This window comes from Streptomyces sp. NPDC041122 (assembly GCF_055592445.1).
The window spans coordinates 1,371,126-1,396,589 of record NZ_JBVIYQ010000002.1; the positions used below are offsets into that span (position 1 = coordinate 1,371,126).

Sequence of the window (25,464 nt, forward strand, 5' to 3'; positions counted from 1 at the left end):
ATGGCGAGTGAAGAGCAACTGGTCGAGTATCTGCGCAGGGTGACCACCGAGCTCCACGACACGCGTCGTCGCCTCGTGCAGGAGGAGGACCGCAGGCAGGAGCCGGTGGCCCTGGTCGGCATGGCCTGTCGGTTCCCCGGCGGCGTGGCGTCCCCGGAGGACCTGTGGGACCTCGTGGCCGCCGGCAAGGACGCCATCGAGGACTTCCCCACCGACCGCGGCTGGGACCTGGCGGCGCTGTACCACCCGGACCCGGCCCACTACGGCACCAGCTATGTGCGGCACGGCGGGTTCGTGGACGACGCGGGCTCCTTCGACGCCGACTTCTTCGGCATCAGCCCGCGCGAGGCGCTGGCGATGGACCCGCAGCAGAGGCTGATGCTGGAGACGTCCTGGGAACTGTTCGAGCGTGCCGGGATCGACCCGGTCTCGCTCAAGGGCAGCCGCACCGGCGTCTACGCCGGGGTGTCCAGCGAGGACTACATGTCCCAACTCCCGCGTATTCCCGAGGGGTTCGAGGGGCACGCCACCACCGGCAGCCTCACCAGCGTCATCTCGGGGCGGGTGGCCTACACCTACGGTCTGGAAGGACCGGCCGTCACCGTCGACACGGCCTGCTCCGCCTCCCTCGTCGCCATCCACCTGGCGAGCCAGGCGCTGCGCCAGCGCGAGTGCGACCTGGCCCTCGCGGGCGGCGTGCTCGTCCTGTCGAGCCCGCTGATGTTCACCGAGTTCTGCCGCCAGCGGGGCCTGGCACCCGACGGCCGGTGCAAGCCGTTCGCCGCGGCGGCGGACGGCACCGGTTTCTCCGAAGGCATCGGCCTGATCCTCCTGGAACGGCTCTCCGACGCCCGCCGCAACGGCCACGACGTCCTTGCCGTCATCCGTGGTTCGGCCGTCAACCAGGACGGCGCGAGCAACGGCCTGACCGCCCCCAACGACGCTGCCCAGGAACAGGTGATCCGCGCCGCCCTCGACAGCGCCCGTCTCACGCCCGCCGACGTCGACGCCGTCGAGGCGCACGGCACCGGCACGAAGCTGGGCGACCCCATCGAGGCCGGGGCACTCCTCGCCACCTACGGGCAGCACCGCGCGCGCCCTCTGCTGCTCGGCTCCCTCAAGTCCAACATCGGCCACACCCACGCCACCGCCGGCGTCGCGGGCGTCATCAAGACGGTGATGGCCCTCCGCAACGGCCTGGTGCCCGCCACGCTCCACGTCGAGGAACTCAGCCCGCACGTCGACTGGGACGCGGGAGCGGTCGAGGTCGTCACGGAGCCCACCCCGTGGCCGGAGACCGGCCGCCCCCGGCGCGCCGGGGTCTCCGCGTTCGGCATCTCGGGCACGAACGCGCACCTCATCCTGGAGCAGGCGCAGGAGGAGGCACCGGTCGAGGCGCAGGCGGAGCCGGAGGGCGTGGACGCATCTGAAGGGCGACAGCCCGAGCACGCTCCGGTGGGCGGGGTGGTGCCGTGGGTGGTCTCCGGCCGGACCGAAGACGCTCTGCGCGCCCAGGCCCGGAGGCTCGGCGACTTCGTCGCGGGCGATCCGGCGGCGCTGCCGGTGGAGGTCGGCTGGTCTCTGGCCACGACGCGGTCGGTGCTGGAGCACCGGGCTGTGGTGGTGGGCCGCGACCGGGAGGCATTGACGGCGGGGCTCGGTGCGTTGGCGTCGGGTGAGGTGTCGGCGGATGTGGTGTCCGGTGTGGCTGGTGATGTGGGTCCTGGGCCGGTGTTGGTGTTTCCGGGTCAGGGGTCGCAGTGGGTGGGGATGGGTGCCGAACTCCTCGATGAATCGCCGGTGTTCGCGGCGCGTATCGCGGAGTGCGAGCAGGCGCTCTCGGCGTACGTGGACTGGTCCCTGACGGATGTTTTGCGTGGGGACGGGGCTGAGTTGTCTCGCGTTGAGGTCGTGCAGCCGGTGTTGTGGGCGGTGATGGTGTCGCTGGCTGCTGTGTGGGCGGACTGCGGGGTTGTTCCGGCTGCTGTGGTGGGGCATTCGCAGGGTGAGATGGCTGCGGCGTGTGTGGCGGGTGCGTTGTCGTTGGAGGATGCGGCGCGGATCGTCGCCGTACGCAGTGACGCTCTGCGGCAGTTGCAGGGGCACGGAGACATGGCATCCCTCGGTACGGGCCCGGAGAGGGCTGCCGAGCTGATCGGTGACCGGCCGGGTGTGTGTGTCGCTGCCGTCAACGGGCCATCCTCTACGGTCATTTCGGGACCACCCGAGCATGTTGCCGCCGTGGTCACGGAGGCGGAATCCCAGGGCCTGCGGGCCCGTGTCATCGATGTGGGATACGCCTCTCACGGGCCGCAGATCGACGAGCTCCACGACCTGCTCACCGAGCGCCTGGCCGACATCGCGCCGACACGTACGGATATCGCGTTCTACTCGACGGTGACGGCGGAGAGGCTGTCGGACACCACGGCCCTGGATACGGTGTACTGGGTCACCAATCTCCGCCAGCAGGTTCGTTTCGCCGACACGATCGAGGCCCTCCTCGCCGACGGCTACCGCCTCTTCATCGAGGCCAGTGCTCACCCGGTGCTCGGTCTCGGCATGGAGGAGACCATCGAGCGGGCGGACGTGCCCGCCACCGTCGTCCCCACCCTCCGCCGTCATCACGGCGACCCCACCCAGCTGGCCCGCGCCGCCGCCCTCGCCTTCACTGCGGGAGCGGACGTCGACTGGCGGCGGTGGTTCCCGGCCGATCCCGCTCCCCGTACCGTCGACCTCCCCACCTACGCCTTCCAACGTCGGCGTTACTGGCTGGCCGACTCCGTGACGCGTGAGGCGGGAACGCGCGACGCCGGCTCCGGGCACCCGCAGTTGACCGGCGTGGTGGCTCTCGCCGACGGGGGAGTGGTGCTCCACGGACGCGTCTCGGCCGAGCGCGGGGGCTGGCTCGGTGGGCATGTGGTGGCGGGGGCGGCGCTCGTGCCGGGTGCCGCGTTGGTCGAATGGGTGCTGCGGGCCGCCGATGAGGCGGGCTGCGCCACGCTGGAGGAGCTGACGTTGCAGGCCCCGCTGGTGCTGCCCGAGTCCGGGGGCGTCCAGGTCCAGGTGGCCGTGGGCGCGGCGGACGAACAGGGGCGGCGTGACGTACACGTGTACTCGCGTCCTGAGCGGGAGGCGGCCGGGGCCGACGCGTCCGGTACGTGGGTGTGTCACGCCGTCGGTGAGCTCGGGCGTGACGCGGTGTCCCGGCCGGCCCGTGAGGTCGGCCAGTGGCCGCCGGCGGGAGCCGAGCCGGTGGACGTGAGCGACTTCTACGAGGGCGCCGCCGTCGCCGGATACGCGTACGGGTCCGCCTTCCGCGGGCTGCGGGCGCTCTGGCGGAACGGCGAAGAGCTGCTCGCGGACGTGGAGTTGCCCGAGGCGGCAGGCTCGTCCGCGGGGTTCGGGGTGCATCCGGCGTTGCTGGACGCGGCCCTGCACCCCCTGCTCGCGCAGCGGAGCGCGGGCGCGGGAGGAGCCTCGGCGGGCGGTGACGTACTCCTGCCCTTCACCTGGAGCGGCGTCTCACTGTGGGCGACCGAGGCCACCACCGTCCGGGTCCGGCTTGCGGGACTCGGCGGCGGCGACGAGGAGACCGTGTCCCTGACGGTGACCGACCCGACCGGCGGCCCCGTGGTGGACGTCGCGGAGCTGCGGCTCCGGTCGACCAGCGCCCAGGCCGTGCGGGCCGCCGTGACGCCGGGCACGGACGGGCTCTACGAACTTCGGTGGTCGCCGCTGCCCGTACCGGCCGCCGACAGCGTCGGCACGCCCGACGCCTCCGACTGTGCCGTGCTCGGAGCGCTCGACCGCCCCTTCGGGGACGACGACCCGGACCCGGCGCCGCATCCGGACTGGTTCCGGGATGTGGCCGCGCTCGTCGACGCCGCCGTCCCCCCGCCCTCCCTGGTGTTCGTCCCCACCGACACCACCGGCGCCGATGCTCATGAACTAGCCGTCACCGAAAGCGTGTTGGAGGTCATCCAGGCCTTTCTCGACGCGCCGAGCCTGGACCGGACCCAGTTGGTGTTCGTGACCCGGGGAGCGGTGGACGCCGGGCCCGCCGAGGACTCCGGGGCCGTGCGGGCGCCGGACCCGGCCGGCGCCGCCGTCTGGGGCCTGGTGCGCAGCGCGCAGTCGGAGCACCCCGACCGTTTCGTGCTGGTCGACGTCGACGGACCGCTCGGTGCGGCGTCGTCCCGTACCGACGTGGTGGACGCCGTGCGGGCCGCCGTCGACGCCCAGGAACCCCAGCTCGCCGTGCGGGACGGGCAGGTGCTCATCCCCCGGTGGGCGCGTGCCGAGGCGCCCGTCGAGCTGGCCGCGCCGCCGGGTGCTCGGGCCTGGCGGCTGGTAGGCGGGGCGGCCGGGACGTTGGACGCCGTCACCGCGCAGCCGTGCGAGGAGGTGCTGCGCCCGCTGGAGCGAGGGCAGGTCCGCGTCGCCGTCCACACCGCCGGGGTCAACTTCCGTGACGTGCTGATCGCGTTGGGCATGTATCCGGACCCGGACGCCGTGCCGGGCACCGAGGCCGCCGGGGTGGTGACCGAGGTCGGGCCGGGCGTCAGCCGGGTGTCCGTGGGTGACCGTGTGATGGGCATGCTCGACGGCGCCTTCGGCCCCTGGGCCGTCGCCGACGCGCGGATGCTGGCTCCCGTCCCGGCGGCCTGGGACATGCGTCAGGCCGCCGCCGCGCCCGCCGCCTACCTCACGGCTTGGTACGGGTTGGTGGAGCTGGCGGGGCTGAAGGCGGGGGAGCGGGTGCTGATCCACGCCGCCACCGGTGGCGTCGGGATGGCGGCCGTGCGGATCGCCCGGCATCTGGGTGCGGAGGTCTTCGCGACCGCGAGTCCCGCCAAGCACGCCGTCCTCGACGAGATGGGTGTCGATGCCGCCCACCGTGCTTCGTCCCGTGACCTCGACTTCGAGGAGACCATCCGCCGGGCCACCGATGGGCGCGGCGTGGACGTCGTACTCAACAGCCTCGCCGGTGAGTTCGTCGACGCCTCCCTCCGGCTGCTCGGGGACGGTGGACGGTTCGTGGAGATGGGCAAGAGCGATCTCCGCGAGCCCGAACTCCTCACGCCGGCGCACCCCGGAGTGTCGTACCAGGCCTTCGACTTGGTCGCGGACGCCGGGCCCGAACGGCTCGGGCAGCTGCTCGACCGGCTCGGCGAGCTCTTCGCGGACGGGGCGCTGGCTCCGCTGCCCGTCACCGCACGGCCCCTGGGACGGGCCCGGGAGACGTTCCGGTACATGAGCCTGGCGAAGCACACCGGGAAGCTGGTGCTCGACGTGCCCGCGCCGCTCGACCCGGCGGGCACCGTCCTCGTCACCGGCGGCACCGGCACCATCGGCGCCGCCGTGGCCGAACACCTGGCCCGCACCGGGGAATGCGCGCACCTGCTCATCGTCAGCCGCCGCGGGCGCGACGCCGAAGGAGCGGACGAACTGGCCGAGCGGCTGGCCGGGTCGGGCGCGGAGGTCACCTTCGCGGCGGCCGACGTCAGCGCACCCGGAGCGGTCGCCGACCTCGTCGCGGGGATCGACCCGGCGCATCCGCTCACCGGCGTCGTGCACGCGGCCGGCGTACTGGACAACGCCCTGATCGGCGCGCAGAGCCCCGAGCGGCTGGCCCGGGTGTGGGCGGCCAAGGCCGCCGCCGCGCGCCACCTGGACGAGGCGACACGGGAGACCCGGCTCGGCCTGTTCGTGATGTTCTCGTCCTTCGCCTCCACCCTCGGCACCCCCGGCCAGGCCAACTACGCCGCTGCCAACGCCTATTGCGACGCACTGGCCGCCCGGCGCCGGGCGTGCGGCCACGCCGGTCTGTCCGTGGCGTGGGGCCTGTGGGAGGCCACCAGCGGCCTGACCGGAACGCTGTCGGCCGCCGACCGGGCGCGCATCGACCGGTACGGCATCAAGCCGACCGGCGCGGCCCGCGGCTGCGCCCTGCTGACGGCGGCCCGCACCCACGGCCGCCCCGACCTGCTCGCCCTGGACCTGGACCCCCGTGTCCCGGCCGCCTCCGACGCCGCCGTCCCCGCCGTACTCCGCGCCCTGGCGGCCGCGGGCGCGCCCGCCGCGGCCCGGCCGACCGCGGCGGCGGCCGGCGGGGCGCAGGACTGGCCGGCCAGGCTCGCCGCCCTCACCGCGGAGGAACGCGTAGCACTCCTCACCGGGGTGGTGCGGACCCACGCGGCCGGGGTGCTCGGCCACACCGACCCCGACGCGGTGCAGGTCGACACGCCGTTCAAGGAGCTCGGCCTCGACTCGCTGACCGCCGTCGAGCTGCGCAACCGGCTCGCCGCCGCGACCGGCCTGAAGCTGCCCGCGGCCCTGGTCTTCGACTACCCGCAGGCCCACGTGCTCGCCGCCCACCTGGTCGAACGGCTCGCCCCCGACGGGGCGCCGGCCCCGGCCCGGGACGCGACGGCGGAGGCCCTGCGGGAGGTCGCGAGGGTCGAGCACGCGCTGTCCGCCGCCGTCGCACAGGGGCTGGACCAGGCGGCCGTCGCGGCCCGCCTGGAGGCGCTGCTGGCCCGCTTCACCGCGGCCGGCGACACCGCCACCCCGGACGGCGACGACGCGGCGGACCAGCTGGAGACGGCCACCGCCGAACAGGTACTGGACTTCATCGACAACGAACTCGGGGTGTGAGCCGCGTGCCGGCCGGACACCCACGACCACGGGCGGGGAGCTAGAGCGCACATGGTGAGCGAAGAGAAACTGGTCGACTACCTCAAGCGTGTCTCCGCGGACCTGCACGCCACCCGGCAACGGCTGCGCGAGGCCGAGGAACGCGGCCAGGAACCCGTGGCCGTGGTCGAGACGGCCTGCCGCTACCCCGGCGGTGTCCGCACCCCCGAAGACCTGTGGGACCTCGTCGCCGACGGCGGTCACGCCCTGGGCCCCTTCCCCGACAACCGGGGCTGGGACCTGGACCGGCTCTTCCACGCCGACCCCGACCACCCGGGCACGAGCTACGCCCGCGAGGGCGGCTTCCTCCACGACGCCGACCTGTTCGACCCCGAGTTCTTCGGCATCAGCCCGCGCGAGGCCGCGGTCCTCGACCCGCAGCAGCGGCTTCTCCTGGAGTGCGCCTGGGAGGCGCTGGAACGCGCGGGCATCGACCCGCACTCCCTCCAGGGCAGCCGCACCGGCGTGTACGCGGGCGCCGCGCTGCCCGGCTTCGGCACCCCGCACATCGACCCGGCCGCCGAGGGACACCTCGTCACCGGCAGCGCGCCCAGCGTCCTCTCGGGCCGGCTCGCCTACACCTTCGGCCTCGAGGGCCCGGCCGTGACGATCGACACGGCCTGCTCGTCGTCGCTGGTCGCCGTGCACCTCGCCGCCCACGCGCTGCGGCAGCGGGAGTGCGACCTGGCGCTCGCCGGCGGCGTCACGGTGATGACCAACCCGTACGTGTTCACCGAGTTCTCGCGCCAGCGAGGCCTCGCCGCCGACGGCCGCTGCAAGCCGTTCGCGGCCGCCGCCGACGGCACCGCCTTCTCCGAGGGCGCCGGACTCCTCGTACTGGAACGCCTCTCCGACGCCCGCCGGGCCGGCCACCGCGTGCTCGCCGTCATCCGCGGCTCCGCCGTCAACCAGGACGGCGCCAGCAACGGACTGACCGCCCCCAACGGCCCCGCCCAGCAGCGCGTCATCCGCGCCGCCCTCGCCGCGGCACGGCTCTCGCCCGCGGAGGTGGACGCGGTCGAGGCGCACGGCACCGGGACGCGGCTCGGCGACCCCATCGAGGCCGACGCGCTGCTCGCCACCTACGGGCAGGAGCGGCACGAGGGCCGGCCGCTGTGGCTCGGTTCGGTGAAGTCCAACATCGGCCACACCCAGGGCGCGGCGGGCGCAGCCGGACTGATCAAAATGGTTCAGGCGCTGCGGCACAGGACGCTGCCCGCCACTCTGTACGCCGACGAGCCCACCCCGCACGCCGACTGGGAGTCGGGCGCGGTACGGCTGCTCACCCGGCCGGTGGAGTGGCCCCGGGACGGCAGGGTGCGCCGTGCGGGCGTCTCCTCGTTCGGGATCTCCGGGACCAACGCGCATCTCATCATCGAGGAGGCCCCCTCCGACGACGCCGAGGGGACGGCGGAGGCGGCGGGCGGGGGCGAGGGGGAGCAGCGGCCTGCCGTGCGGGTCGGCGCCGCACCGGACGCGGGCTCCGTACAGGCCGCCGTCCCGCACGGCGGGGACGCACGGCCGCACCTGCCCTGGGTCCTGTCCGCCCGCACCCCCGCCGCGCTGCGCGCCCAGGCCGACGCCCTGGCCGGGCACCTCGCGGCCCACCCCGACAGCGCCACGGCCGACGTCGGCGCGACGCTGCTGCACCGCACCCTCTTCGAGCACCGCGCCGTGGTCCTCGGCGCCGACGGCGCCGAGCGCGCCGCCGCCCTGACCGCGCTCGCGGCGGATCGTTCCCACCCCGCCCTGACCCGCGCGGCGGGACCGGCGAGGCCCGGCGGCACCGCCTTCCTCTTCACCGGTCAAGGAAGCCAACGTCCGGGCATGGGCGCCCAGTTGTACGCGGAGTCCGAGATCTTCGCCCAGGCGCTCGACGAGATCTGCGCGCACCTGGACCCGCTCCTCGAACAACCGCTGCGGCCCGTCCTGTTCGCACCCGAGGGCAGTGCGGAGGCAGCCGCGCTGCACGGGACCGGCATGACCCAGGCCGCCCTGTTCGCCCTCGAAGTCGCCCTGTACCGCCAGGTCACCGCCTTCGGGATCACTCCCACGCACCTCACGGGGCACTCCGTCGGCGAGATCGCCGCCGCGCACGTGGCCGGGGTCTTCACGCTGCCGGACGCCTGCAAGCTGGTGGCCGCCCGCGGACGGCTCATGCAGGCGCTGCCCTCCGGCGGCGCCATGCTCGCCGTCCAGGCCGCCGAGGAGGACGTGCTGCCGCGACTCGCGGGGGAGGAGCGTCTGTCGCTCGCCGCCGTCAACGGCCCCACCGCCGTCGTCCTCTCCGGGGAGGCCGCCGCCGTCGCCGACGTCGAGCGGACCCTGCGCGGTCGCGGGCTCAAGACCAAGCGCCTCAACGTCAGCCACGCCTTCCACTCCCCGCTCATCGAGCCGATGCTCGACGACTTCCGGTCCGTGGTCCGCACCGTGACGTGCCACCCGCCGAAACTGCCCGTCGTCTCCAACCTCACCGGCGAGCAGGCGGGACAGGAGCTCCTGACCGACCCCGAGTACTGGGTCCGGCACGTCCGCAGGCCCGTGCGCTTCCACGACGGGCTCCGCACGCTCGACGGCCAAGGTGTGGCCCGATACCTGGAGTTGGGGCCCGACCCGGTCCTCACCACCATGGTCCAGGACTGCCTTCCGGGCGCGGTGGACGGCGCCGAGGGCGAGGAGGCGGCGCCGGCCGTCACCGCCGTGCTGCGCGCCGGGCACGACGAGACCCGCACGCTCCTGAGCGCCGTCGCCGCGTTGCACACCGACGGTCACACCGCCGACTTCACGCCCCTGTTCCCGGACGAAACGCGTCAACTGCCCCTGCCGACCTACCGGTTCCAGCGCCGGCGGTACTGGCGCTCCGCCCCCGACACCACCGCCCCCGCCCGCGCCGCCGACGTCCACGACACCGGCCACCCGCTGCTGCCCGCCGCCATCCGGCAGGCCGACGGCGGCCTGCTGCTCGCCGGGCGCCTCTCCCTGCGTACGCACCCGTGGCTCGCCGACCACGCCATCGCCGGCGGCGTACCGCTGCCCGCCACCGCCTTCGTCGAACTCGCCCTGCTCGCGGGGCGGTACGCCGACTGCGACACGGTCGAGGACCTCACCCTGGAGAGCCCGCTGCTGCTCGACGAGGCGGGCCCCGGAGCCGGTTCCGACGGCGTGCACGTCCAACTCGCCCTCGCCGCACCGGACGAGGCCGGACGCCGGACGCTCACCGTCCACACCCGCCCCGTCGACGACGCCGACCTCGGCCAGGACAGCGGCGACGCGGGGGCCCACGGGTGGCGCCGCCACGCCACGGGCACCCTCACCCCGGGAGCCGAGCCGGCGATCGACGCGGTCCCCGCGCCGGCTTCCAGGGAGACTCCGGACTGGCCGCCCGCCGGCGCCGCCCCGCTCGACGTCGACGCGCTGTACGACCGGCTCGACACGCAGGGCTACCGCTACGGGCCCGCCTTCCGCGCCGTCCACGCCGCCTGGCGGCACGGCGACGACCTGTACGCCGACGTCGTCCTCGCCGACGAACAGCGCGCCGACGCCCAGGCGTTCGCCCTGCACCCCGCACTGCTCGACGCCGCCCTGCACGCCGTCGACGAGCTCTATCGCGGCGGCGAGGGTGACGCGGATGACGCGGCGGCCCCGGTACGGCTGCCGTTCTCCTTCAGCGACATACGCCACCACGCCACCGGAGCGACCCGGCTGCGGGCCCGCCTCAGCCCCCGCGGCGACGACCAGCTGCGGCTGACCCTCACCGACCCCGAAGGCGCCCCCGTCGCCACCGTGGACACCCTGCGCCTGCGGCTGATCACTGCCGACCGCTGGCGCTCCACCCGTCCCGCCCCGACACCCCTCCACCACCTGGAGTGGCGTCCACTGCCGCTGACCGACACCGCGTCGGCCGTCGGCACCCGGGCCGTGATCGGCGCCGACGACGCCGGGCTCGGCCCGGCCACCCGCCACCCGGACCTGGCCGCACTCACCGCCGCGGTTGCCGGGGGCGAACCCGTACCGGACCTCGTTCTTGTCCCCTTCCCCCTTCCCGCACCGGACCCGGCCACGGACGCCGACCCGCTCGCGGACATCCCCGCGCGCGTCCACGAGCACGCCCGGCAGGCCCTGCGTCTGCTGCGCGACTGGTTCGCGGCGGACGCTCTCGCCGCGGCCCGGCTCGTGATCGTCACCAGCGGCGCGGTCGCCACCCGCACCGAGGACGGCCCCGCGGACCTGACCACCGCCCCTCTGTGGGGCCTGGTCCGCGCCGCCCAGGCCGAACAGCCCGACCGCGTGCTGCTCGTGGACATCGACCAAGACAAGGCCTCCCGCACCGCCCTGCCGGCCACCCTGGCCGCGGCGGTCACCCATGCCGAGAACGAACTCGCCCTGCGCGCGGGCACCCCGCTCGTACCGCGCCTCGCCGTCACCCCGCACCACTGCGACGCCACCGGGCCCGGGACCGCCGCCCACGGCATCGACCCCGAGGGCACCGTCCTGATCACCGGCGGAACCGGCGGCCTCGGCCGCGCCGTCGCCCGCCACCTGGCCACCGCGCACGGCGCCCGCCACCTGCTCCTCGCGGGCCGCCGGGGCGAGGCCGCCGAAGGCGTCGCCGACCTGCGCGCCGAACTCGCCGCGGACGGCGTCGACGTACGCGTCGCCGCCTGCGACGTCACCGACCCCGACGCGCTGACCGGACTCCTGGCCGGCATTCCCGCCGCGCACCCGCTCACCGCCGTCATCCACACGGCGGGCGTCATCGACGACAGCCTCATCGCGGGAATGACCCCCGAACGGCTCGACACCGTCCTCGCCCCGAAGACCGACGCGGCCTGGCACCTGCACGAACTCACCCGCGACCTGGACCTGTCGGCCTTCGTCCTCTTCTCCTCCGGCGCCTCCGTGCTCGGCAACGGCGGCCAGGCCAACTACGCGGCCGCCAACGCCTTCCTCAACACCCTCGCCGAGCACCGCCGCGCCCACGGCCTGCCCGCCACCTCCGTGGCCTGGGGCCTGTGGGAGTCCGCCTCCGGCGGCATGGCCGCGCGGCTCGCCGACGCCGACCGCGCCCGCATCCAGCGCACCGGAGTGGCCGGCCTCGACGACACCCGGGCGCTGACCCTGTTCGACGCGGCCCTCACCGCGCCGCACGCCACGGTGCTCGCCACCCGCTTCGACCGCGCCGTCCTGCGCGGACAGGCCGCCGCCGGCACACTGCAGCCCGCCCTGCGCGGCCTGGTGCCCGCGCCCCGCGCCACGGCCTCCACCCAGGCGACCGGGGCCGGCACGGGCGGCGCCGGCGAGGGCACCGGGCCGGCCTCCTGGGGCGCCCGCCTGGCCCGGCTCTCCGCCGCCGACCGGGACCGCGCACTGAACGACCTCATCCGCGAACAGATCGCCACCGTCCTGGCTCACCCCGCCCCCGACTCCATCGAACTCGGCCGCGCCTTCCAGGAGTTGGGCTTCGACTCGCTCACCGCACTCGAACTGCGCAACCGCCTCTCCACGGCCACCGGCATCCGCCTCCCGGCCACCCTCGTCTTCGACCATCCCAGCCCCGGCGCCCTCGCCCGCCACCTGCGCGGTCTGCTGCCCGACGCCGACCGGCACGCCTCGCCGACGGGCACCGCGCCGCAGACACGCGCCGCCACCGACGACGACCCGATCGCCATCGTCGGCATGGCCTGCCGCTATCCCGGCGGCGTCGGCTCGCCCGAGGAGCTGTGGCGGCTCGTGGCTGGCGGCACCGACGCCATCGGGCCGTTCCCCGAGGACCGTGGCTGGGACACGGCCGCGCTGTTCGACCCCGACCCCGACCAGGTCGGCCACAGCTACACCCGTGAAGGCGGCTTCCTCTACGACGCGGCCCGGTTCGACGCGGGATTCTTCGGCATCAGCCCGCGCGAGGCCGCCGCCACCGACCCGCAGCAGCGCCTGCTCCTCGAAACCGCCTGGCAGGCCTTCGAACACGCGGGCATCGACCCCGCCACCCTGCGCGGCACACCCTGCGGCGTCATCACCGGGATCATGTACGACGACTACGGCTCCCGCTTCCTCGCCCGCAAGCCGGACGGCTTCGAGGGCCGCATCATGACCGGCAGCACCCCGAGCGTCGCCTCCGGCCGGGTCGCCTACACCTTCGGCCTCGAAGGCCCCGCCATCACGGTGGACACCGCCTGCTCCTCCTCGCTCGTGGCCATGCACCTGGCGTCCCAGGCGCTGCGCCAGGGCGAGTGCGACCTCGCGCTGGCGGGCGGCGCGACGGTGATGGCGACCCCCAACACGTTCGTGGAGTTCTCGCGCCAGCGCGGCCTCGCCCCCGACGGCCGCTGCAAACCGTTCGCCGCGACCGCCGACGGCACCGGCTGGGGCGAGGGCGCGGGCCTCGTCGTCCTGGAACGCCTCTCCGACGCACGCCGCAACGGCCACCGCGTCCTGGCCCTGCTGCGCGGCTCGGCCGTGAACCAGGACGGCGCGAGCAACGGCATGACCGCGCCCAACGGCCCCTCTCAGGAGCGGGTCATCCGCGCCGCCCTGGCCGGCGCGGGCCGCGGCCCCGACGAGGTCGACGTGGTGGAGGCGCACGGTACGGGCACGACGCTGGGTGACCCGATCGAGGCGCAGGCGCTGCTTGCGACGTACGGGCAGGGCAGGACTGAGGACCGGCCGTTGTGGCTGGGTTCGGTGAAGTCGAACATCGGTCACACGCAGGCGGCCGCGGGCGTGGCGGGCGTCATCAAGATGGTGATGGCCCTCCAGCGCGAACTGCTGCCGGCCACCCTGCACGTCGACGAGCCGTCCCCGCACGTGGAGTGGGACGGTGGCGGCGTACGGCTCCTGACCGAGCCGGTCCCGTGGACGCGGGGCGAGCGGGCGCGGCGGGCGGGGGTGTCGTCGTTCGGTATCTCGGGCACGAACGCGCACCTGATCCTGGAGGAGGCGCCGCAGGGGTCGGCGGATCCCGCTCTCGCCGGGGCCTCGGTCGCAGTCGCCGGGGTGGTCCCGTGGGTGGTGTCCGGCCGGACCGAAGAGGCGCTGCATGAACAGGCGCTTCGACTGACCGAGTTCGCCGCGGGTGACCCCGACGCGCTGCCGGTGGATGTCGGGTGGTCGTTGGCCACGACGCGGTCGGTGTTCGAGCACCGGGCCGTGGTGGTCGGGCGTGACCGTGAGGCGCTGACGGCGGGGCTCGGTGCGTTGGCGTCGGGTGAGGTGTCGGCGGACGTCGTCGCGGGTGCGGCCACGTCCGGTGGTGCCGGTGGTGCCGGGCCGGTGTTGGTGTTCCCGGGGCAGGGGTCGCAGTGGGTGGGCATGGGTGCCCAACTCCTCGATGCGTCGCCGGTGTTCGCGTCCCGTATCGGTGAGTGTGAGCGGGCGCTGTCGGCTTACGTGGACTGGTCCCTTACGGGCGTGTTGCGTGGGGACGGGAGTGAGCTGTCCCGCGTTGAGGTCGTGCAGCCGGTGCTGTGGGCGGTGATGGTGTCGCTGGCCGCCGTGTGGGCGGACTGCGGGGTCGTTCCGGCTGCTGTGGTGGGGCATTCGCAGGGTGAGATGGCTGCGGCGTGTGTGGCGGGTGCGTTGTCGTTGGAGGATGCGGCGCGGATCGTCGCCGTACGCAGTGACGCCCTGCGGCAATTGCAGGGGCACGGAGATATGGCGTCCCTGGGTACGAGTGCCGAGCGGGCCGCCGAGCTGATCGGCGACCGGCCGGGCGTATGCGTCGCCGCCGTCAACGGTCCCTCATCTACCGTCATTTCGGGGCCGCCCGAGCATGTGGCCGCCGTGGTGGCCGAGGCGGAATCCCAAGGGCTGCGGGCCCGGGTCATCGATGTGGGCTACGCCTCCCACGGCCCCCAGATCGACGCACTCCACGACCTCCTCACCGAGCGCTTGGCGGACATCGCACCGACCCGCACCGACACGGCCTTCTACTCCACGGTGACCGCCGAACGCCTCGACGACACCACCGCCCTGGACACCGAGTACTGGGTCACCAACCTCCGCCAGCAGGTTCGCTTCGCCGACACCATCGAAGCCCTCCTCGCCGACGGCTACCGCCTCTTCATCGAAGCCAGCCCCCACCCCGTCCTCAACCTCGGCATGGAAGAGACCATCGAACGGGCCGACCTGCCCGCCACCGTCGTCCCCACCCTCCGACGCGACCACGGCGACGCCACCCAGCTGGCCCGCGCCGCAGCCCACGCCTTCACCGCAGGCGCGGACGTCGACTGGCGGCGCTGGTTCCCGGCCGACCCCGCCCCCCGTACCGTCGACCTCCCCACCTACGCCTTCCAGCGCCGGCACTACTGGCTCGAGGAGCCTGCCGGGAGCACGGGGGACGCCGCCGAGCTCGGCATGGCTTCCGCGGGTCACCCGTTGCTGGGCGCGTGCGTGGAACTCGCCGAGTCCGACTCGTATCTGCTCACCGGGCGGCTCTCCCGTAAGGCCCCCGCGTGGCTGGCCGAACACGTGGTGGCGGGGGCGGTCCTCGTGCCGGGTGCGGCTCTGGTCGAGTGGGTGCTGCGGGCCGCCGACGAGGCGGGTTGCGCCACCGTGGACGAGTTGATGCTGCAGACACCGCTGGTGCTGCCCGAGTCCGGAGGGCTCCAGGTCCAGGTGGCCGTGGGCGCGGCGGACGAGCAGGGTCGACGGGACGTACGTGTGTACTCGCGCCGGGACCAGGCGGGCAGCACCCCGTGGCTGTGTCATGCCGAGGGAGTCGTGAGCCCCGAAGGTGCCGCCCCCGCGGCCGAGTCGAGCGGTCAGTGGCCGCCTGCCGGGGCCGAGGGCGTGGCGGTCGACGATTTCTACGGGCGGGCGGCCGACGCCGGGTACGAGTACGGTCCCGCGTTCCAGGGGCTGCGTGCGCTCTGGCGGCACGGCCACGATCTGCTGGCGGAGGTGGAGCTGCCCGAGGAGGCGGCGGGTGACCGGGACGGGTTCGGCATCCACCCGGTCCTCCTTGACGCCGTTCTGCACCCGCTGATGCTCCTGGAGCGACCGGACGCAGACGCAGATGCCGACGCGTTCGCCGACGCCGGCACGGCCTCAGGTGGTACCGGCGGGCGGCGGATGTGGCTGCCGTTCGCCTGGAGCGGGGTCTCCCTCAGCGCGGAGGGAGCGACCCACGTGCGCGTCCGTATCTCCCCGCGGGGAGACGCCGCCGAGCGGCAGCTGCGGATCGATGTCGCCGACGCCACCGGCGCGCCCGTCCTGGGCGTGGACGCGCTGACGTTGCGCGCGGCCGACCCGGCGCAACTGGCGGTCGCAGCGGCCGGTTTCAGGGCCGACGCCGGAGTCGACGGGCTCTATGCCGTGGACTGGACGCCGCTCCCGGCGCGGCCCATCGAGCCGACTGTCGAGCCGACTGCGGACGGCGGCGGTTGGGTGGTGCTCTCGGAGGGCGGCGGTCCGGCCGACGTCGTACCGGCCGACGGTGAGGTGCCATGGGCCGTGCTCGCTCCCGTGGAGACGACGGCCGGCGACGCCGGTCTGCCGGACGTGGAGCGCGTCCTCGCGCTGGTGCAGGAGTTCCTGGCGGTGCCCGAACTGGCCGACTCCCGCCTCCTCGTGGTGACGCGGGGAGCCGTGGACGTGGACGTGGACGTGGACGTCGAGGCGGACGCCGCCGCGGACGACTCTGCGGACGGCCAGGACGCCGTCGACCCGTCCGCGGCGGCCGTCTGGGGCCTGGTGCGCACCGCACAGTCGGAGAACCCCGGCCGCTTCGTCCTGCTGGACGTCGACAGCGGAACCGCGACCGGGCGTCCCGACGGCCCGACCGGGCGTCCCGACGGCCAGGCCGGGCGTCCCGACGGCCAGGCCGGCCCCGACAACACCCCCGTTCGCGACGCCGCGCTGCCGCAGGCCCTCCTGCGTCAAGCCGCCGTCGACCTCGACGAACCCCAACTCGCCCTGCGCGACGGCAGGGTGTACGTCCCCCGGCTCATGGCTGCCGGTGCCCCCGAGGAGCTCGTCCCGCCCGTCGGGTCGGCCGGCTGGCGCCTCGGCACCTCCGGCACCGCCACCCTGGAGAACCTGGCGGTGATCGACGCCCCGGAGGCGCTCGCCCCGCTGGAGCCGGGGCAGGTGCGGATCTCCGTACGGGCCGCGGGCATGAACTTCCGTGACGTGCTGATCGCGTTGGGGATGTATCCCGACAAAGGCACGTTCGCGGGGAGCGAGGGCGCCGGTCATGTGACGGAGGTCGGGCCCGGCGTCACCCATCTGTCGGTCGGGGACCGTGTGATGGGTCTCTTCGAGGGCGCGTTCGCCCCCACGGCGATCGCGGACGCCCGGATGGTCGTCCCGGTGCCCGAGGGCTGGAGCCTCAAGGAAGCCGCCGCGGTCCCCGTGGTGTTCCTCACGGCCTGGTACGGGCTGGTGGACCTGGGCGGGCTCCGGGCGGGCGAGTCGCTGCTCATCCACGCCGGAACCGGCGGCGTGGGCATGGCCGCCACCCAGATCGCCCGCCATCTGGGTGTCGAGATCTACGCCACCGCCGGCCCCGCCAAGCACGTCGTGCTCGACGGCATGGGCATCGACGCCGCCCACCGCGCGTCCTCCCGTGACCTCGCCTTCGAGGAGACCTTCCGCCGGGCCACCGGTGGGCGTGGCGTGGACGTCGTACTCAACAGCCTCGCGGGGGAGTTCACCGACGCCTCGCTGCGGCTGCTCGCCGAGGGCGGTCGCATGGTCGACATGGGCAAGACCGACAAGCGCGACCCCGAGCGGGTCGCGGCCGACCACGCGGGCGCCCGGTACCGGGCCTTCGACCTCGTTCCCCACGCGGGCCCGGACCGCATCGGCGAAATGCTGGCGGAAATGGGGGAGTTGTTCGCCTCCGGTGTGCTGTCCCCGCTGCCGGTGAGGTCCTGGCCGCTGGGCCGGGCGCGCGAGGCGTTCCGGTTCATGAGCCAGGCGAAGCACACCGGCAAACTCGTCCTGGAGATCCCGGCCCCCCTCGACCCGGAGGGCACGGTGCTCATCACCGGCGGCACCGGCGTCCTCGCCGCCGCCGTGGCCGAGCACCTGGTCACGGAGTGGGGCGTACGACACCTGCTGCTGGCCGGGCGACGCGGACCCGAGGCTCCCGGGAGCGACGAACTCATGGAGCGCCTCGGCCGGTTGGGCGCCGAAGCGACCGTCGTCGCGGCCGACGTCGGCGACCCGGACGCCGTGACCGAGCTCGTGGGCAAGACGGATCCGGCCCACCCGCTCACCGGTGTGATCCACGCCGCGGGCGTCCTGGACGACGCCGTGGTCACCGCGCAGACCCCCGCACACCTCGCGCGGGTGTGGGCCGCCAAGGCCGCCGCGGCGGACCATCTGCACGAGGCGACCCGGGACGCGCCGCTCGGCCTGTTCCTGGTCTTCTCCTCCGGGGCGGCGACCCTCGGCAGCCCGGGGCAGGCCAACTACGCCGCCGCCAACGCCTATTGCGACGCCCTCGTGCGGCGCCGTCGCACGGCGGGGCTGCCCGGCCTCTCCGTCGGCTGGGGCCTGTGGCAGACGGCGAGCGGCATGACCGGGCACCTGAGCGATACCGACCTGGCCCGGATGAAGCGCACCGGCTTCACCCCGCTGACCACCGAGCGCGGCCTCACGCTGCTCGACGCCGCCCATGCCCACGGCCGCCCGCACCTGATCGCGGTGGACCTCGACGCGCGGGCCGTCGCCGCGCAGCCCGCCGCCTCCCGGCCCGCCCTGCTGCGCACCCTGGCGGCCGGCGCGGTTCCGGACGACCGGGGTGGCCGGAGCGCCCGCCGCACCGCCGCCGCGGGCGCGGCCGCCTCGGCGGACGGCCTCCCCGCCCGGCTCGCCGGGCTGCCGGCCGCTGAACGGCGCCGTCTGCTGCTGGATCTCGTCAGGAGCAACGTGGCCGGCGTCCTCGGCCACACCGGCCACGAAGCCGTCCGCCCGGACACGTCGTTCAAGGAGCTCGGCTTCGACTCCCTGACCGCCGTGGAACTGCGCAACCGCCTCGCCGCGGCGACCGGCCTGAAACTGCCCGCCGCCCTCGTCTTCGATTACCCGGAGTCCGCCACGCTCGTAGAACACCTCCTGGAACGCCTGACCCCGGACGGCGCCCCGCCGCCCCTCAAGGACGCGGCGGACCCGGTCCTCAACGATCTCGGCAGGATCGAGTCCTCCCTGGCCGCCCTCGCCCTCGACGACGACGCGCGCGGGCGGGTGACCCGGCGCCTCAACAGCCTCCTGTCGAAGCTGAACGGAGCGGCCGGCGGTCCGGCCGCCGCAGCGTCGGGCGCGGCCGACCTGGACACGCTCGACGACGTCTCCGACGACGAGATGTTCGCGTTCATCGACCGAGAACTCTGACCCGCCCCCAAGGCCCCGGCCCCGGCCTCGGCTCCGGCCCCGGCACCGGGCGCCCCGCCGGCCTCGGCCCACCGCATCCTCCCCGCCGTCCGTCCCCTGTGCCCGCCAGTGATGGAGAAGTGACGTTCGATGTCGACTACCGAAGAGAAGCTTCGTCAGTACCTGAAGCGGGTCACAGTGGACCTCGGCCAGGCCCGCCAGCGCCTGCGCGAGGTGGAGGAGCGTTCGCAGGAGCCGATCGCCATCGTGTCGATGGCGTGCCGCTTCCCCGGTGACACCCGCACGCCCGAGGACCTGTGGGACCTGGTCGCCGAAGGAGGCGACGCCACCGGCGACTTCCCCGCCGACCGCGGCTGGGACCTGGACGGCCTCTACCACCCGGACCCCGACCACCCCGGCACGAGCTATGTGCGCCGCGGCGGGTTCCTGCGCGACGCGCCCGCCTTCGACGCCGCTTTCTTCGGGATCAGCCCGCGCGAGGCGCTGGCCATGGACCCGCAGCAACGGGTGCTGATGGAGACGGCCTGGCAGCTGCTCGAACGCGCCGGCATCGATCCGGCCGCACTCAAACTGACCCCCACCGGCGTCTACATCGGGGCCGGAGTGCTCGGGTTCGGGGGCGCGCAGCCCGACAGGACGGTGGAGGGACACCTGCTGACCGGCAACGCCCTCAGCGTCCTGTCGGGCCGTATCTCCTTCACCCTCGGCCTCGAAGGCCCGTCGGTGAGCGTCGACACCGCCTGCTCCTCCTCGCTGGTCGCCATGCACCTGGCGGCCCAGGCGCTGCGGCAGGGCGAGTGCGACCTGGCCATGGCCGGCGGCGTGACCATCATGGCGACGCCCGGCGCGTTCACCGAGTTCTCCCGGCAGGGCGCGCTGTCCCCCGACGGCCGCTCCAAGGCGTTCGCCGCGTCCGCCGACGGCACCGGCTTCTCCGAGGGCGCCGGCCTGCTCCTCCTGGAGCGGCTCTCCGACGCCCGCCGCAACGGCCACCGGGTCCTCGCCGTGATCCGCGGCTCGGCCGTCAACCAGGACGGCGCGAGCAACGGCCTCACCGCCCCCAACGGCCCCTCCCAGGAACGCGTCATCCGCGCCGCCCTCGCCAACGCGGGACTCGGCGCCGCCGAGGTCGACGCGGTCGAGGCGCACGGCACCGGCACCAAGCTCGGCGACCCCATCGAGGCCGGGGCGCTGCTCGCCACGTACGGCCGCGAGCGGGACGCGGACCGGCCGCTGTGGCTCGGCTCGGTCAAGTCGAACATCGGCCACCCGCAGGGCGCCGCCGGTGTCGCCGGCGTCATCAAGATGGTGATGGCGCTGCAGCGCGAACTCCTGCCCGCCACCCTGTACGTCGACGAGCCCACCCCGCACGTCGACTGGTCGACGGGGACGGTGCAGCTCCTGACCGAGCCGGTGCCGTGGGCCCGTGGCGAACGCCCGCGCCGCGCGGGCGTCTCCGCCTTCGGCATGTCCGGTACGAACGCCCACGTGATCCTGGAGGAGGCCCCCGAGGAAGAGACCTCGCCGCCGGAGCGCGAGCGGGGACCCGAGGCCGGGGCGCAGGCCGAGTCGGGGCTCGAGGCGGGCGCGGTGCTGCCGTGGGTGATCTCCGCGCGCGGCGAGGACGCCCTGCGGGACCAGGCGGCCCGGCTGGCCGAGCACGTGGGCGCGGACACGCGGTCCGGATCGCCCGCGGAGATCGGCTGGTCGCTCACCACCACCCGCTCGGTCTTCGAGAACCGGGCCGTCGTCATCGGCAAGGACCGCGCGGAACTCCTCGACGGCCTGCGGTCGCTGGCGGCGGGCCAGGCCGCACCGGACGTCGTGTCCGCGGCGGCCGGCCCCACGGGCCCGGGCCCGGTCCTGGTCTTCCCCGGGCAAGGCGGCCAGTGGGTCGGTATGGGGGCCCGGCTCCTCGACGAGTCCCCGGTGTTCGCGGCCCGGATCGCCGCGTGCGAGCAGGCGCTCTCCGCGTACGTCGACTGGTCCCTGACCGACGTGCTGCGCGGCGACGGCTCCGAACTGTCCCGCATCGACGTCGTCCAGCCGGTGCTGTGGGCCGTCATGGTCGCCCTCGCCGCCGTCTGGGCCGACCAGGGCGTCGTCCCCGCCGCGGTCGTCGGCCACTCGCAGGGCGAGATCGCGGCCGCGTGCGTCGTCGGCGCCCTCACTCTGGACGAGGGCGCGCGCATCGTGGCCGTCCGCAGCGTGCTGCTGCGGCAGCTGTCCGGGCGCGGGGGCATGGCCTCCCTGGGCATGAGCCAGGAGCAGGCCGCCGCACTCATCGACGGACACCCGGGCGTGGTCGTCGCCGCCGTCAACGGCCCGTCGTCCACCGTCATCTCGGGCCCGCCCGAAGGGATCGCCGCGGTCGTCGCCGACGCCCAGGAACGCGGCCTGCGCGCCCGCACCGTCGCCTCCGACGTCGCGGGCCACGGGCCGCAGCTCGACGCCATCCTGGACGAGCTCACCGAGAAGCTCGCGGGCATCGCCCCCGCCGCCACCGAGACCGCGTTCTACTCCACCGTCACCGGCGGCCACCTGCCCGACACCACGAGTCTGGACACCGCGTACTGGGTCCAGAACGTACGCCGCACGGTACGTTTCGCCGACACCGTCGACGCCCTCCTCGCGGACGGCTACCGCCTCTTCGTCGAGGTCAGCCCGCATCCCGTGCTCAACCTGGCGACCGAGAGCCTCATCGAACGGGCGGAAGTGCCCGCCACGGTGGTCCCCACCCTGCGCCGCGACCACGGCGACGCCGGCCAGCTCGCCCGCGCCGCCGCCCTCGCCTTCACCGCGGGCGCCGACGTCGACTGGCGGCGCTGGTTCCCGGCCGACCCCGCCCCTCGCACCGTCGACCTGCCCACCTACGCCTTCCAGCGGCAGGACTACTGGATCGCCCCCGGCGGCGGAACGTCCGGCGACCCGGCCGGGCTCGGGTTCGCCGCGTCGGGACACCCGCTCCTCGGCGCCGTCGTCGGCCTCGCCGGAGGCGACGTGCACCTGTTGAGCGGCCGGCTCTCGCGGCAGTCGGCGGCCTGGCTGGACGACCACGTCGTGGCCGGCCGGGCGCTGGTGCCCGGTGCCGCGCAGGTGGAGTGGGTGCTGCGGGCCGCCGACGAGGCGGGCTGCCCCGCCCTGGAGGAACTGACGCTGCAGACGCCGCTCGTGCTCCCCGACACCGGAGGGCTGCAGATCCAGGTCGTGGTGGACGCGGCCGACGACAACGGCCGGCGCGACGTCCAGGTGTTCTCCCGCCCCGATGACGACGACGCCTTCACCTCGTCCCGGCCCTGGACCTGCCACGCCACCGGCGTACTCGCCCCCCTGCCGCCGGACGCCGCCCCCGAACCCCTCGACGGCGCCTGGCCCCCGCCCGGCGCCGAACCCGCCGACCCCGAGGCCCTCTACGCGCGGGCCGACGAGTCCGGATACGGCTACGGCCCCGCGTTCCGCGGAGTCCGCGCCCTGTGGCGGCACGGCAAGGACGTCCTCGCGGAGGTGACGCTGCCCAAGGAGGCCGGTGACCCGGACGGGTTCGGCATCCACCCGGCCCTCTTCGACGCGGTCCTGCAGCCCGCGGCGCTGCTGCTGCCACCGGCGGACGCCGGACAGGTCTGGCTGCCCTTCGCCTGGAACGACGTGACCCTGCACGCCGTACGCGCCACCACGGTCCGGGTACGGCTCACCCTCCTCGGCGACCGGATCGACCAAGGGCTGCGGATCACGGTGGCCGACGCGGTGGGCGCGCCCGTCCTCGCCGTACGTGACCTGCGCTCCCGCCCGACCGACACGGGCCGCCTCGCCGTGGCGGGAACGCGCGACCGGCACGGGCTGTTCGACCTGGTCTGGACGGTCCCCGGACACGACTCGGGCGGCGAGCCCGTGCCGCTCACCGAAGCGGCGGACAGCGGCTGGGTGACACTCGGCGAGGACGTCGCGGACATCCCGGAGCTGGTCGCCGCGGCCGAGGCGGGTGCACCCGCGCCGTCGCTGGTGGCCGCGCCCGCCGTGCCGGACGCGGCCGACGACGGCCTGGCCCTCACCACGCGCGTCCTCGACCTCGTCCAGACCTGGCTCGCCTCGCCGCTCACGGACGCGCGCCTCGTGGTGGTGACGCGAGGGGCGGTCGCCGCGACAGGGGACAGCCACGGTCCGGGCTCGGGTACGGATTGCGGTGATGTGGACGTGGCGGCCGCGGCCGTGTGGGGCCTCGTGCGCAGCGCCCAGTCGGAGAATCCCGGGCGCTTCACCCTGGTCGACCTGGGGCCGGACGACACCATCGCGGCGGCCGTGGCAGCGGCACACCGTCATCCCGACGAGCCACAACTGGCCCTGCACGAAGGCGAGATACGTGTACCGCGGCTGGCCCGCGCCGAGACGACGCCCGCGCGGGCGGAGGGGGACGCCGAGACGCACGCGGCCACCGGAACCACCGAGGCCACCGGAACCGAGGGCGTCGATCCGGCGGCCGGCACCGTACTCGTCACCGGCGGCACCGGAGTCCTGGGCCGACTGGTCGCCGGGCACCTCGTCCGGGAGTGGGGCGTACGACACCTGCTGCTGGCCAGCCGACGCGGCGACGCGGCACCTGGCGCCTCCGAACTCGCGGCAGAACTAGCAGAGTTGGGTGCCACCGTCACCATCGCGACGGCGGACGTCACCGACGCGGAGTCGGTCGCCGGACTCCTCGCGTCGGTCGACGCCGCACACCCGCTGACCGGGGTGATCCACGCCGCGGGTGTCCTGGACGACGCCGTCGTCACCGCCCAGACCCCCGAAGGCCTCGCCCGCGTGTGGGCCGCGAAGGCCACTGCTGCACGGCTGCTGCACGAGGCGACCCGCGAGACACCCCTCGGCCTGTTCACCGTCTTCTCGTCGGCGGCCGCCTCCCTCGGCAGCCCCGGACAGGCCAACTACGCGGCGGCGAACGCCTATTGCGACGCCCTCGTCCAGCACCGCCGCGCCCAGGGGCTCGCGGGCCAGTCCATCGCCTGGGGCCTGTGGCAGGCGACCAGCGGCATGACCGGAGAGCTCAGCCAGACGGACCTGGCCCGCATGAAGCGCACCGGGTTCGCCGCGCTCACCGACGAGGGCGGCCTGGCGCTGTTCGACGCCGCCCGCGCCCACGACCGCGCCTACGTGGTCGCGGCCGACCTCGACCCGCGGGCCGTGACCGACGGCCTCTCCCCCCTGCTGCGCACGCTCACCGCCACCGGCACGCGGCGCCGCGTGGCCTCCGAGGGCCTCGCGGACGGCGCGCTCACCGGCCGCCTCGCGGGCCTCGACGCGGAAGCCCGCTCCCAGCTGCTCACCGAGGTCGTACGCGAGTACGTCGCCGCCGTCCTCGGCCACGGCTCGGCGGCCCAGGTGAAGGTCGACATCGCCTTCAAGGACCTCGGCTTCGACTCGCTCACAGCGGTGGAACTGCGCAACCGCCTCTCGGCCGCCTGCGGCGAGCGACTGCCCGCCACACTCGTCTTCGACCACCCCACGCCCCAGGCCCTCGCCGCCCACCTGGCCCAGCGCCTCGCGGGCGCGGCCACCTCCGCGCCCGCGCCGGCGACCCCCCGCCCGCGGCCCGCGGCGGCCGACACCGACGACCCGATCGCCATCGTCGCCATGACGTGCCGATTCCCGGGAGGCGTCAGCTCCGCCGAGGACCTGTGGGAGCTCCTGGACTCCGGCACGGACGCCATGGGCCCGTTCCCCACCGACCGCGGCTGGGACCTGGAACGCCTCTTCCACCCCGACCCCGAACACGTCGGCACCAGCTACACCGACCAGGGCGGATTCCTGCCGGACGCGGGGGACTTCGACGCGGCGTTCTTCGGGATCAATCCGCGTGAGGCGCTGGCGATGGACCCGCAGCAGCGTCTGATGCTGGAGGCCTCCTGGGAGGTGTTCGAGCGTGCGGGCATCGATCCGACGACGCTCAAGGGCAGCCTGACCGGCACCTACGTCGGCCTGATGAACCACGACTACGCCAAGTCGTTCCCCGAGGCCGACGCCCAACTGGAGGGCTACGCCTACCTGGCGAGCACCGGAAGCATGGTCTCCGGCCGCGTCGCCTACACCTTCGGCCTGGAGGGCCCGGCGGTGACCGTCGACACGGCGTGCTCCTCGTCGCTGGTGTCCATCCACTTGGCGGCGCAGGCGCTGCGGCAGGGCGAATGCGACCTCGCTCTCGCGGGCGGTGTCTCCGTCGTGGCCGACCCGGACATGTTCGCGGGCTTCTCGCGCCAGCGCGGCCTCTCACCCGACGGCCGCTGCAAGGCGTACGCGGCCGCCGCCGACGGAGTCGGGTTCTCCGAGGGTGTGGGTGTGGTGTTGCTGGAGCGTTTGTCGGATGCGCGTCGGTCGGGTCGGCGGGTGTTGGCGGTGGTGCGGGGTTCGGCGGTGAATCAGGATGGTGCGAGTAATGGTTTG

At 74.6% G+C, this 25,464-nt stretch carries 3 protein-coding genes; all 3 read left to right on the top strand.

From position 1 onward, the window contains the following. Complete coding sequence (locus ACZ6B8_RS12265; RefSeq protein ID WP_471607155.1) at positions 1–6,657, top strand: SDR family NAD(P)-dependent oxidoreductase; 6,657 nt, start codon at positions 1–3, stop codon at positions 6,655–6,657. 51 nt (positions 6,658–6,708) lie between these two features. Then, on the top strand, positions 6,709–19,032 hold the full coding sequence (locus ACZ6B8_RS12270; protein WP_471607156.1) for an SDR family NAD(P)-dependent oxidoreductase: 12,324 nt from the start codon (positions 6,709–6,711) through the stop codon (positions 19,030–19,032). Between the two features lie 129 nt (positions 19,033–19,161). Further along, a partial coding sequence (locus tag ACZ6B8_RS12275; protein WP_471607157.1) for a type I polyketide synthase occupies positions 19,162–25,464 on the top strand: 6,303 nt, incomplete at its 3' end.

Excerpts from the sequence above, each read along its gene's own strand:
- ACZ6B8_RS12265 (WP_471607155.1), top strand. The coding sequence starts at position 1 with ATGGCGAGTGAAGAGCAACTGGTCGAGTATCTGCGCAGGGTGACCACC.
- ACZ6B8_RS12270 (WP_471607156.1), top strand. The coding sequence starts at position 6,709 with ATGGTGAGCGAAGAGAAACTGGTCGACTACCTCAAGCGTGTCTCCGCG.